We start from the raw sequence: 12446 nt of genomic DNA, 5'->3' as shown, positions 1-12446 counted from the left end.
TTCATACTCATGTGCAAACGTCACTATGAGGCAATCGTATGAGCCACGTATTTCATCGCCACTGTCATCACGAGCTTCCTACTATCGCGAGCGGTCACGGCATGTATCTGACTGACACGCAGGGAAAGCGCTACCTAGATGCATGTGGCGGTGCCGCGGTATCTTGCCTTGGTCATCATCATCCTGCGGTATTGGATGCGATTCGCGCCCAACTCGAGGCTATTCCCTATGCGCATACTGGCTTTTTTACCTCCGAGACCAGTGAAGCACTGGCCGACATACTCACTGACTTAGCACCGGCGACGATCAATCATGCCTACTTGGTCAGTGGCGGATCAGAGGCGATGGAAGCGGCATTAAAACTGGCACGTCAATATTGGGTGGAAGTTGGCCAGCCGCAGCGCCAACACTTTATTGCCCGACGCCAAAGCTACCACGGCAACACACTTGGCGCGCTGTCCGTGGGAGGTAACGCATGGCGTCGCGCGCCCTTTGCACCTTTATTAATGGATACCAGTCTGATTGCTCCCTGTTACGCCTATCGCGATCAGCGTCCCGATGAGACCGCTTACGAATATGGTCAGCGGGTGGCCAACGAACTTGAAGCCATGCTGTTAGAAAAAGGTCCGGAGAATGTCATCGGGTTTGTGGCTGAGCCTGTCGTTGGCGCGACAGCTGGCGCATTGACGGCCGAAGCAGGCTACTTTACGCGTATTCGTGAGATCTGCGACCAATACAATATTTTGCTGATCCTTGATGAAGTAATGTGCGGTACGGGACGCACTGGGCGCTTTTTCGCCTTTGAGCATGAACATATCGTTCCAGATATAGTGGCTATCGCCAAAGGGCTAGCCGCCGGTTATCAGCCTATTGGCGCGACGCTTGTGGCTGACCCTATCTACAACGCGATCGCTAACGGCTCGGGCTTTTTCCAACATGGCCACACCTTTATGGCACACCCTACTGCCTGTGCTGCAGGGCTCGCCACATTAAAAGCAATCCAGCAAGATAGTCTAATAGACGCCGCCGGCCAGCAGGGAGAGGCGTTAAAAGCCACCCTCACTCATCATTTTCATTCCCATCCTTTTGTCGGCGACATTCGTGGCCGAGGACTCTTTCTCGCGCTTGAGTTGGTGGCAGATAAAGCGTCAAAGCAGCCTTTTTCGTCTACATTGCCGCTAGCGAAACAAATCAAACAAACTGCGCTGGAAAACGGCCTGATGTGCTATCCCATGGTCGGCACCATTGATGGCAAACAAGGGCACCATATTTTATTGGCGCCTCCCTACATCATTAAACAGCCACACATTGATGAGATAGCCGAAAAACTAAGGATAACCTTAGACACCTGTTTGCCACACTAAGCAGTCTGTCTTGCTCTCAACCCAGGCTTAAGGAGAAAAGATGACCGATACACGCACCATCATGGTTGCCCCCAATGGCGCGCGGCTGCAGCCTTCCCAGCATCATGCCGTCCCCATTGATACGCCATCACTGATTAACTGCCTGCAAGCATGCGCTGACGCCGGTGCCGCCATGGCGCACATTCATGCACGAGATGAGTCTGGCGCGCATAGTTTGGACCCCATTCTCAATCATCGGCTTTATCAGCAAGTCCAAGATGCGGTCGGTGATCGCATGGTCATTCAACTCACGACCGAAGCCGTGGGTCGCTATCGCCCCTCAGAGCAAATCGCGTTAGTGAAAGCCGTTAAGCCTGAGGCCGTCTCCATTGCGCTAAGAGAGCTGGTACCTGATCCCTCCGAAACCACCGAGGCCAGAACATTTTTTGCGTGGCTACATCACCATGCTGTTTACACGCAGTTTATTCTCTATCACCCCCAAGATGTGGCGCGCTATCGTCAGCTACGTCACTCCGGCATTATCCCGCCAAAGGGGCACCATTTACTGTTCGTCGCAGGCCGGGATCAAAGCCCCCCATTTGGCTACCCAGAAGACATCATCGCCATGTGGCAAGCGCTCCCCGACCATGACAACCTGCGATGGTCAGCCTGTGCATTTGGCCACCATGAGATCCGCTGTCTAACGACCGCCGCGCTCCTGGGAGGAGACATACGAATCGGCTTTGAAAACAACACCCAACGCGTTGATCAACGCCAGGCCATAGATAACGCAGCTCAGATCACAGATTTACGCAACACACTGGAAAAGCTGGGATATTGTACTAAACCTGTACAAGCACTAAGGCAAACCATGACCCAATCGTTTTAACCCAATACAATTGCTTGCAAATATTGTTAAAAGATTGAAAAAATAGCGCGGTGACACTTTTTTGTCATATTGTCATTGAGTGTTATACAACTTCGAGGGTGCGCCCGGATAGCAACCTCTAACTTAAAAAGGAATCTTAAGCATGAAAGCGATGAAACCTACCCTGATTGCGCTCGGCTTTTCTGCCGCACTAGGAACCGCGGCAAGCGCGCAAGCGAACCAGTTTGTGACCATTGGTACTGGCGGTGTGACTGGTGTTTATTACCCAACAGGTGGCGCTATTTGCCGTCTCGTCAATAAGAGCAAAGATGACCACGGCATCCGCTGCTCGGTAGAGAGTACAGGCGGTTCAATCTACAACATCAACACCATTCGTGCTGGCGAGCTCGATATGGGTATCGCCCAATCTGACTGGCAGTACCATGCTTACAAAGGCACCAGCAAATTTAAAGATCAGGGCGAATTCAAAGAGCTTCGCGCCGTTTTCTCTATTCATCCAGAACCGTTTACCGTGGTAGCACGTGCCGATGCGGGCGTAAAAACCTTTGATGATCTGGAAGGCAAGCGCGTTAACATTGGTAACCCTGGCTCGGGCCAACGTGGCACTATCGAAGTATTGATGGATCAAATGGGCTGGGATATGGACAAGTTCGGCCAAATTTCTGAGCTAAAAGCGGCCGAGCAATCCAAAGCGCTGTGTGATAACAAAATTGATGCCATGGTGTACACCGTGGGTCACCCAAGTGGTGCTATCCAAGAAGCGACTACCGCATGTGACAGCGTATTGGTTGAAGTCGCGAACGATGCAGCTAAACAGCTGATTGAAGATCGTGACTATTACCGCCAAGCCACTATCCCTGGCGGTATGTACCGCGGTAACGACAACGACGTCACCACGTTTGGTGTGGGTGCGACGTTCGTTTCTTCCACACAAGTTCCAGAAGACGTTATCTACAACGTGGTTAAAGCGGTATTTGAAAACTTTGATGACTTCCGCCGTCTCCACCCAGCGTTCGCTAACCTGAAGAAAGAAGAAATGGTACAAGACGGCCTGTCTGCACCACTTCACCCAGGTGCAGCGCGTTACTACCGTGAAGCCGGGTTGATTGAATAATCAAACCCCGCTTACCAAAAAGCGAGCGTTAGACGCTCGCTTTTTTATTTTCTAAGGGCCTCACCTAACCCGTTATTATGGCTGGCTCACCATTTGTGGCGCTAAGGCGTCCAGTTTCCAAACCCGACCAAAGTGCTTGTAGTGCCCGGCTTGCTCGCCTGCTTTACGGCCCATACCATGATACAAGTCCAGATGATTCTCTTTCACCGCGCCACCGGTATCTAATGCCATCAGAAGCTTTAATACATGCTCGCCCGTCCATTTGCCTTGCTCATCCAACTGAGGCACTTCAGCCAGTAACACAGTGCCCATGGGTAAATAACGTCTATCCGCCGCCACTGACGCCCCGGCTTTCAATGGAATACCTGCCGTACCACTGACAGGATCAGCTGCCTTAGGGGTAAAGAAAACATAAGAGGGATTTTGCTCGAGTAATTCACGCACTTCATCTTTACTGTGGGCAGCCACCCACTCTTGGATCGCTTTCAGCGACATTTCTTCGCGCGGCACTTCCCCCCTCTCGATCAGTACTTTTCCAATGCTGACATAAGGGTGACCATTCTTGCCACCGTAGGCAAAATACTCCAGTTGGTCGTTATCGCCAAAATGCACAAAGCCGCTGCCTTGTACTTCCATAATAAAACTATCGATAAGGGAGGCGCTGTAGCCCAGCTCTAAGCCCTGCCCATCCAACGCCCCAGCATAGATAGCAGCACGGTCTGGACAGTCCTCACCACAAGGGGGCTTGGCGTAGACAGGATAGCGGAACAGGGCATCCGGTTGGTGACGCATCTCTATCACAGGAGAAAAATAACCGGTAAACATCACATTACCAAAATCATCTCCCCCTGCCATTTGGTTCACCCCTAAGCCATAATCCGCAAGTGCCTCAATCTCGCCTCCCGCGTCCAACCAGGCTTGCAAACGCTGATAAACCGCTTGATGCTCCGCCACTAACGAGGGTGAGTTGGCAGTCACCTCCGCTAATTGCTCATTGAATAAACTAAAGTCTCGCGGGCTTTCAGAGACCACTTGTGGTACCGGGGTGAGTATCGATTCAAATCGCCCATCCACATATTGTTGGCCCCGGTCAGTGGGACGCATACACCCTGCGAGTGCCGCCACACACGCCATCACGACTAACGCTTTTTTCACACCATATTCCAATCAGTGAGTTAATAGCGCTAAGGCTCGCAAAAACCGCCCCGCTTCGCAATCAGTTCTCAATGTTAAGTTTGTAACTGTCTGCAAACCAATACAGATTTATTGTGACCCTATTCAGCTTACTCCCTTTACCAAGGCGACATTCATCAAAGTGTCATATAATTATTATGTACTGTCCTTGCAACAAAACTGCATAGAAAGTGCAACATAAAGGAGTAAAGCAGCGATGGATTTAAAAGTTGGGCGTTCAACGCTACTTGATAGTGATGCAGTGGAGTACCAATGGATCCGGATGATGGCCAGCGAAGGCTGCACACGCCAAGTGATTAATGCCAGTATTCAGCGTTGTCTGGGTGGTGATGCGCAAACCGCCGATCTCTTGCGAAAGGTGGCGACGAAACAGTGCTCGGTCAACGAGCTGCTCACCACGTTGGAATCACAGCACTACTGATCCAGGTCGCATTGGGGATAACACTTCCTCTTATGAGCGTTTATCTTTAGCAAAAAAAGATGTGTAGTGAGCAGGTTCAATACGCTCGAGCGTCTTTGCGTCTTCAACCCGGTACAGGTAGGTTTCCGTTCCTATCGTGTATTTAAGCTGATCACCATCAAACTGGTACTCAGTGGTGGCGCGACTCCCATTGGTGTAGACACCATCAGGACGTATTTCAAATCGGTCGGCTGCATAAGGAGCCACATCTTGTTCTACCCATTCGCCATAAAGCTGTTTGTCTGTCATATGTGGCGCAAACAGCTCTGGGCGGGTGGCCACGGTAAAACTCACCCAGCCCAGTACGAGAACAATCACCAGCATGATAAATTGTTTGGTTAACCGCACGCTACAACCTCACTTATTGGTTTTATTGTGATTTTAACGAACTAACTGACCCACATTGATAAACCACTTGCGAATCTTGAGAGATAGTTCCCAAACATTGCGCGAATAATGATAAACGTAGTGCAAAAAACATCACGATGCAGAGTACATCCTTGCCTCTCCTCTGCAATTATCTACTTGCTTGGGGGTTGACACACACCGAACAAAAAGAATAAAAAGGCAATATTAGTGAATAATTAAACGGATGAGCGCGTGAAAATAAGAAGTACCGCCCTGGTTAAAGGATTTCGCCAATCGGCGCCGTATGTCAATGCTCACCGAGATAAAACCGCGGTGATCATGCTTGGCGGCGAGGCCATGGCGGATGAGAACTTTCAGAATATCGTCAATGATATCGCCCTACTCAATAGCCTGGGCATGAAACTGGTGTTGGTGTTTGGCGCCCGCCCGCAAATCAATCGCACCTTAAATCAGTACGGCCTGGAAACACCATATCACAAAGGAATACGCATCACCGACAGCCACGCGCTTGAAGTGGTCAAACAAGCCGCCGGCCAAGTGCAGCTCGACATTACGGCGCGTTTATCCATGGGACTCAACAATACGCCCATGGCGGGCGCTCAAATTAATGTGATCAGTGGCAATTTTGTCATCGCGCAACCGTTGGGCGTCGATGAAGGGATTGATTACTGCCATAGTGGCAAAATTCGCCGCATCGACATTGACGGCATTCAGCGCCAGCTTGATCAAAACGCGATCGTACTGATGGGGCCGGTTGCCAGCTCAGTGACGGGGGAATGCTTTAACCTCACCTCCGAAGAAGTGGCGACTCAAGTCGCGATTCGGTTACGCGCAGACAAATTGATTGGTTTTTGCTCCGAGCAAGGGGTCTTAAACCAAGACAATGAGGTGATTTCTGAGTTACTGCCCACCCAAGCCCAGCCACTTCTAGAAGCGAGAGAAGCCGCTGGCGATACTGGCTCTGGCACCAGTCGCTTTTTACGAGGCGCGATTGCCGCGTGTCGCGCGGGAGTCACCCGCAGTCATTTGATCAGCTACAAAAAAGACGGCGCCTTGATCCAAGAGCTGTTCTCGATTGAAGGGATCGGCACCCAGATCGTGATGGAGCGTGCCGAAAAAGTGCGCCAAGCCCAGATTGACGATATCGGTGGGATCTTGGATTTGATCCGCCCGTTGGAGCAACAAGGGATCCTAGTGCGCCGCTCGCGAGAACAATTGGAGCAAGAAATCCCCCGCTTTACCATCATCGAACGGGATGGATTAGTGATAGGCTGCGCTGCCCTCTACCCATTTAGTGAAGCGCGCACCGGCGAGATGGCGTGCGTCGCCATTCATCCGGATTATCGTGATGGCGACCGCGGCGTCATGCTGCTCAATCACCTCAAGCAACGTGCCAAAGCCAAAGGGCTCGAAACTATTTTTGTGCTCACCACCCACAGTTTGCATTGGTTTTTGGAACAAGGCTTTTTGCTCTCTGATGTGTCAGCACTCCCCAACACTCGCCAAGAGCTGTACAACTATCAGCGTCGCTCTAAGGTGCTGACTTTAGCGCTTTAGCGGGTTTCGCCACGCTCAAGGGGCCAACAAGGCATCCGGCAAGCCACTATAACGGGCGGTGCGTGCGCCCACACCGTGGCGCAGCACCGGCCAAGACGCGTAAAGATCAAGCTGGCGCTTCGCCCGCGTCATGCCGGTGTAAATCAGCTCGCGGGTTACCACTGGTGAAATGGTGGGCGGACACACCAGCACTGTGTGCGCAAACTCCGAGCCCTGTGATTTATGCACCGTCATCGCAAACGCGGTTTGATGGGCAGGCAGACGGCTGGCAAGCAAATAGCGCACCTCGCCATCGTGGGTTTCAAACGCCACACGCGTGATCCCTTCATGCTGCACCGCAATCCCAATATCACCGTTATACAACCCCAGAGCATGATCGTTTTGCAAAATCATGATTGGTCGGCCGTGATACCAGGTGTCACGCTCTTTGGCGATCAGCCCTGCCGACGCCAAGTGCTGCTCAATGGCTTGGTTGAGCCCAGCGACGCCAAACGGACCTTCAGTCAATGCGCATAACAATCGAAATTGGCTAAAAGCACTCAGCACATCCACCATTGATGACGGGTTTTCGAGCCTCGCATTATCGAGTGTCGTTAAGTAATCGCGATATCCTGCCACCGCTTGTTGCATCAGGGTCTGATAGCTGTCATCACTCAGCACATGGTGGGTAATATCGCTATAGCCGCGTTTTAACACCGCCCCCACCTCGGCCATCTCTCCTCGGTTCACCGCAAAGGCGAGCTGGCCAATGCCGGATTGAGCATCAAAACGATAACTTTTGCGCAGCAGACACAGGGCACTGGCAATCGCTGGCGCATTTGGGTTTTCGGGTACGTCAAAGCCTGTTAACTGGCTTAAACGCGCCGCCTGCGCCGCTGGATAGCCCGCCTCGGCGTACTGACAAATATCCCCTAGCACCGCCCCCGCTTCCACAGAGGCAAGCTGATCTTTATCCCCCAGCAAAATAATGCGTGTTGAGGGCGCCAAGGCATCGAACAGCTGTGCCATCAAGGGCAAGTCCACCATCGAGGCTTCATCGACAATCAACACATCCGCATGCACGGGGTTATTTTTATGATGGCGAAACGCCACCCGCTGCGGAATCGCCCCTAATAATCGGTGAATGGTACTGGCTTGGGTCGGCAGCGCCGCTTTTACGTCATGATCAACAGGCAAAGCGGCAATCGCCCGCCCTAGTGATTCAGTCAATCGGTTAGCGGCTTTACCGGTCGGAGCGACCAGTTTGATGGTGAGCGCTGCAGACGTTGCGCGTTCAGCGTGGTGCGACGCCACCAGCGCCGCCAACAAACGGGCAACAGTGGTGGTTTTACCCGTGCCCGGCCCTCCCGAAATCACCGCAAACGGCTGGGTCAACGCGGTGGCTGCCGCCACTTTTTGCCAATCAATCTCCGCCTGTGAGGCGGCAAATAAGCTATCTAGGGTTTGTCTAGCCTCATCCGGTACCGATAGCGCCGTGAGGCGCTGGCGAATATGCCCCGCCACTTGCTGCTCGGCATGCCAGTAGCGATGCAAATACAATCGATGCCCGGCAAGCACCAAGGGCGTTGACTGCATCCCATCGGACACGACTGCGGCCTGCGCCAATTGCTCGCTTGGCGCTTGGCTATCAATATGTTCCAGCAAGGGCTGCCACGCGACATCGCTGGGTGGCTGCCACTGGTGCAAGTCAAGGCAGACATGGCCTTTGCCCACTTCGCGACTCAACAGTGCCGCCCATACTGTGATAGCGGCCTTGTCTAACTGAGTTTCTTCTTCACCCATCAAACAAGCAAATTGCACATCAATCGCCCGCAATTCCCCACGCTGGTAAAGTGCCATTAATGCTTGCTTCATACCGACTCTCCAGCAAAGAGGTTGTCCAAGGCGTCAATCAGTGCCTTATCGGGACGGTGCGCGAATACGCCGGTCTCGCCGCTATCGCTGGCGCCCCGTAAAAAGAAATAAAACACGCCCCCCACATGGGTGTCGTAGTCATAATCTGGGATCCGCTGGCGCAAAAAGCGGTGCAGCGCCAAGGTATAGATTTGGTACTGAAAGTCGTATCGGTGCGCGATCATCGCCTCTTTGAGCGCCTCAGGATGGTAATCGGCCACGCTATCCCCCAAATGGTTCGACTTCCAATCCAGCACGTAATACTTGCCATCGGCGCGGAAGGTTAAATCGATAAAGCCTTTTAGCATCCCGCGCGCCGTGTCAAAGGTGAGCTGGCCAGCGCGGGCAGACAATGCATCATACCGTGCGGCGAGTCGGTTCAGTCGCTGGCAGTCCAGTGCGGCCAAAGGCATCACGAACTCCATCTCCGTTAATCGACTGGCATTATCAATTTGGTTGAGCATCAACCCGTGCTCATTGAGCGGGTGTTTCAATACCTGTGTCATCCACTGCTGCAATATCGGGCACCACTGTGGGTCATAGTTTTCCAAGCTAAGATGATGGGTAATAAGCTCAGCGATTTCTTCACTCATCAAATCGGCGGTAAAGTCCACTTCTTCAAATAGGGTGTGTAAAAAGGTACCGGCTCGCGCGCCTTTGGGAAACGCAAAAACCGACCAAGGATCCACCGCCACATCCGCCGTCTCCTCGTCAGCGAGATCATCGTCCGCGTCCAAGTCATAACTGGCCAATGTTGGCAAGGCACTGATGTGATGGCTTTGTTTTAGCAGCCCTGAGTAACTGGTTAAGCGCCACTGACGGTCAATCTTGCCGCCAAACTGACGCGCGCTTAGCGCCTCGTGGGAGCCTGTTTGAGGGGCATAACGGCTATCATCCGGCTCAGGTGGGGCGACCACAGCCACCGCATCGCTCGCGCTTGCTAATCCAGCCAAACTCTCGGCCAGCAGGCTAGCATCACCGGCTTCTCCATGCTGGAGCAAATAACCGAGGGCCGTTAGGTGCAAGGCCGAGTCTTTTTGCCGACTGTTACCTTGTTTAAGAGGTGCACAGCCGATAAAACACCCATACACGGCACGGGTCACCGCCACGTACAGCAAGCGGATATCTTCAGCCAGCCGCTCTTTTTCAGCCCGCTCTTTGCCTTCATCGACATTATCCAGCGCCAGCACTGGCTGATACTGTTCATCGTGATAAAACGGTTGGCTGCTTTCGCGATACTGACAAGCAAACGGCAAGTAAACCAGATCGTATTCCAAGCCTTTCGATTTATGGATGGTGACAATTTGCACCAAATCACGCTCCGACTCCAACCGCACCTGCTGCTCTTCCGATTGTTGAGCCGGCTCGGCCATTCGCTCTTGTAGCCAGCGGATCAGCGCGTGTGGGTTGTCCAATTGCTGGCTGGCACTTTGCAGCAACTCCGCTATATGCAAAAAGTCGGTCACACAGCGCTCGCCTTGCGGCATCGCCAACCAGTTTTCTGCCACTTGGCGGGCACTGGCGACTTGGCGAAGCATCGGCATCACCCCACGGCGCTGCCAGGTATCACGGTAATGGCTAAAGGCCACCACCTCTTGCTCCCACAAGGCTTCGTCTTGATTGAGTAACGCCAACTGCTCGGCGGTCAAGCCAAATAAGGGGCTGGCTAGTGCCGCTCGCAACTTACGCTCGTTTTCAGGCTGCATCACCGCCACTAAGATACGCTCAATATCACTGGCGACGGGGCTGGCGAACACATTATCACGGTTGGAAAGATAGACAGACGCCACGCCTTTTTCGGCCAGCGCTTGCTTGACCAGCTGTGCCTCGCGTCCGGTGCGCACCAACACAGCGATATTGTGCGGCTGAATGTCGGCTTGGCCGGAAGGCGTTTGTAGATAACTATTGCCCGCCACCGATTGATTGAGTACCTGAGTGATATGCTGTGCGGTACTCACCGCCAAGGTCTGTTCAAAATCTTGCTTGGTACACAATTCATCCGGGCTGTGATGCCAAAAGGTGAGCGCGGGCTGCTCGTTTCCCTCCACCACCAGCGCTTTTTGTTTGGCACTAGGCGAAGAGGCCACCTCTAAAAAGGGAATGCTGTCTTGATAAACGAACGGTGCCTTCGCACGTGAGAACAAGGCATTGACCCCGCGCACCATACCATCTGTCGAGCGCCAGTTAGTGGCAAGGTTGTAGTGATCACTCACCTGCGCACGGGCATGAATATAGGTGAAGATGTCGGCACCACGGAAGGCATAAATCGCCTGCTTAGGGTCGCCAATCATCATTAAACCGGTGCGCTCCCCCCCTTCTTCTTGATCTTCGAATACAGGGGTATCGTCCGCCACTGGCGGCTGATAGACAGTGCTAAAAATCTGATATTGCAGCGGGTCGGTGTCTTGGAATTCATCAATCATTGCCACCGGATATAAGCTGCGAATACGCGCGGCCAACTGGCCTTGGCTATCTTGGTCAAGTGCGCTGGCAAGCTGAGAAAGGAGATCGTCAAACGAGAGCCACCCTTGGCGACGTTTTTCTTGGCGGAGCAGCTGCCGCACTTCTTTAATCGCCAGTGCGGTCAATCCCGGTTTTAACGTCGGCGGCTGATCAACCAATGCCTGAATGTGATCAAATAGCGCCAGACTCGGTGGCTCAGCTTTACTCTTGGCCGCCAAGGTTTGTTGGGCGAATTTTTCCAATTTGTCGGGCAATTGGTAATCAAGCGTCTCGGTATTGGCCCATTGTTCCATCGCATTCAGCCAGTTCGCCAGATGGTCTTTGCGATAACTGCGGCCATCGAGCTTGGCGGCGCTTAGCTGGTCGGTGATCTGTTCCCCCGCCTCGCGCCATGCGCGCTTCACCGCATCAATCTTGGCAATCGCCGCTTGGTGTGCCGCCATGAGATCTTCGCCGAGATCAGGCGCCTTAACCGTGACAGCCGGTCCGGATAAATAGGGCGCAATCTCTTTTAATAAGGCCTCCGGTGCGGGCCAGTAGCTGCTCACCACACCGGCTAACGATTTAGGCAACGGATAAAAACGACGACGCCAAAAATCGGCCGCCGCGCGCGCTTTGATCTGTCGCTCATCGGTGACAAATTCATGACTGAACAGGCTGCCCGATTCAAACGCATTTTGGGTCAGCATCCGCTGACAAAAACCGTGAATGGTATAGATAGCCGCTTCGTCCATCTGACGCTCGGCCTCTAACAGTCGCTGCGCCGCGGTTTTATGATCGCTTACCTCTGCAAGCAAAGGGCCAATGATAGGATCGTCACTCTCACCGCGCATAAAGGCAAAACGCGCCTCATGAATGCGACGCCGAATACGGTCTTTCAGCTCTTGGGTTGCCGCTTCGGTAAAAGTCACCACCAGTATTTGCTCGACCCGACACGGCGCTGCGCGGCCATGCCCAAGTAACAATCGCAGGTACAAGCCAGCAATCGTAAATGTCTTGCCGGTGCCAGCGGAGGCTTCGATTAATCGGACGCCATCAAGTGGCAAGGTGAGCGGGTTGAGGATCTGCGGTTCCATATCATTATTTCATCGCCTAGTCTGCCCGCTATTGTAGCAACCCCTTGGGGGAAAACATATTCAGGCCGAGACAACCGTGCTGAGCTCG

Annotated in this window: 9 protein-coding genes; 5 read left to right on the top strand and 4 right to left on the bottom strand. The window is 53.0% G+C overall.

Annotation, left to right across the window (positions count from 1 at the left end; genetic code table 11):
- Nucleotides 1-38: 38 nt before the first annotated feature.
- The 3 genes from BZG25_RS10585 to BZG25_RS10575 all read left to right on the top strand — a co-directional run bounded on the left by BZG25_RS10585 (nt 39) and on the right by BZG25_RS10575 (nt 3346).
- On the top strand, nt 39-1364 hold the full coding sequence (locus BZG25_RS10585) for an aspartate aminotransferase family protein (protein ID WP_077578898.1): 1326 nt from the start codon (nt 39-41) through the stop codon (nt 1362-1364).
- A 40-nt stretch (nt 1365-1404) separates the two neighbouring features.
- Nucleotides 1405-2232, top strand: coding sequence for a 3-keto-5-aminohexanoate cleavage protein (locus tag BZG25_RS10580; RefSeq protein ID WP_077578900.1), 828 nt, complete (start codon nt 1405-1407; stop codon nt 2230-2232).
- Between the two features lie 142 nt (nt 2233-2374).
- Nucleotides 2375-3346 (top strand): TAXI family TRAP transporter solute-binding subunit, encoded by a 972-nt coding sequence (locus tag BZG25_RS10575; protein ID WP_046074145.1) that lies wholly within the window; start codon nt 2375-2377, stop codon nt 3344-3346.
- Nucleotides 3347-3421: 75 nt separating this feature from the next.
- Here BZG25_RS10575 and mltA read toward each other — a convergent pair whose 3' ends face one another.
- The gene (gene mltA / locus BZG25_RS10570; protein WP_077578901.1) at nt 3422-4501 is read right to left on the bottom strand and encodes a murein transglycosylase A; all 1080 of its coding nucleotides are present in this window, start codon (nt 4499-4501) and stop codon (nt 3422-3424) included.
- Between the two features lie 235 nt (nt 4502-4736).
- Between mltA and BZG25_RS10565 the strand changes: the two genes are divergently transcribed.
- On the top strand, nt 4737-4961 hold the full coding sequence (locus BZG25_RS10565) for a hypothetical protein (RefSeq protein ID WP_046074144.1): 225 nt from the start codon (nt 4737-4739) through the stop codon (nt 4959-4961).
- 30 nt (nt 4962-4991) lie between these two features.
- Here the strand turns inward: BZG25_RS10565 and BZG25_RS10560 are convergent, their stop codons facing one another.
- Nucleotides 4992-5348 carry a DUF2850 domain-containing protein gene (locus BZG25_RS10560; RefSeq protein WP_046074143.1) on the bottom strand — a complete coding sequence of 119 codons (357 nt, stop codon included), beginning with the start codon at nt 5346-5348 and terminating at the stop codon, nt 4992-4994.
- Between the two features lie 252 nt (nt 5349-5600).
- Between BZG25_RS10560 and argA the strand changes: the two genes are divergently transcribed.
- A complete protein-coding gene (gene argA, locus BZG25_RS10555) occupies nt 5601-6926 on the top strand; it encodes an amino-acid N-acetyltransferase (protein WP_046074142.1) in 1326 nt (441 codons plus the stop codon).
- A 15-nt stretch (nt 6927-6941) separates the two neighbouring features.
- On the opposite strand, the gene recD is transcribed toward argA, so the two are convergent.
- Together recD and recB are read right to left on the bottom strand one after the other, a co-directional pair.
- On the bottom strand, nt 6942-8780 hold the full coding sequence (recD, locus tag BZG25_RS10550; RefSeq protein ID WP_077578903.1) for an exodeoxyribonuclease V subunit alpha: 1839 nt from the start codon (nt 8778-8780) through the stop codon (nt 6942-6944).
- On the bottom strand, nt 8777-12358 hold the full coding sequence (gene recB, locus BZG25_RS10545; RefSeq protein ID WP_077639058.1) for an exodeoxyribonuclease V subunit beta: 3582 nt from the start codon (nt 12356-12358) through the stop codon (nt 8777-8779). The genes recD and recB overlap by 4 nt, the downstream gene beginning before the upstream one ends.
- Between the last annotated feature and the right edge of the window lie 88 nt (nt 12359-12446).

The organism is Salinivibrio sp. ML198 (assembly GCF_001996015.1).
GTDB lineage: Bacteria > Pseudomonadota > Gammaproteobacteria > Enterobacterales > Vibrionaceae > Salinivibrio > Salinivibrio siamensis.
Note: the sequence above shows the minus strand (reverse complement) of the source record. Positions and strands in the feature narration are given on the sequence as shown.

What these genes read in the sequence shown, in the direction of transcription:
- BZG25_RS10585 (WP_077578898.1), top strand. Translation starts at nt 39, where the DNA reads ATGAGCCACGTATTTCATCGCCACTGTCATCACGAGCTTCCTACTATC.
- BZG25_RS10580 (WP_077578900.1), top strand. Translation starts at nt 1,405, where the DNA reads ATGACCGATACACGCACCATCATGGTTGCCCCCAATGGCGCGCGGCTG.
- BZG25_RS10575 (WP_046074145.1), top strand. Translation starts at nt 2,375, where the DNA reads ATGAAAGCGATGAAACCTACCCTGATTGCGCTCGGCTTTTCTGCCGCA.
- BZG25_RS10565 (WP_046074144.1), top strand. Translation starts at nt 4,737, where the DNA reads ATGGATTTAAAAGTTGGGCGTTCAACGCTACTTGATAGTGATGCAGTG.
- recD (WP_077578903.1), bottom strand. Translation starts at nt 8,780, where the DNA reads ATGAAGCAAGCATTAATGGCACTTTACCAGCGTGGGGAATTGCGGGCG.
- recB (WP_077639058.1), bottom strand. Translation starts at nt 12,358, where the DNA reads ATGGAACCGCAGATCCTCAACCCGCTCACCTTGCCACTTGATGGCGTC.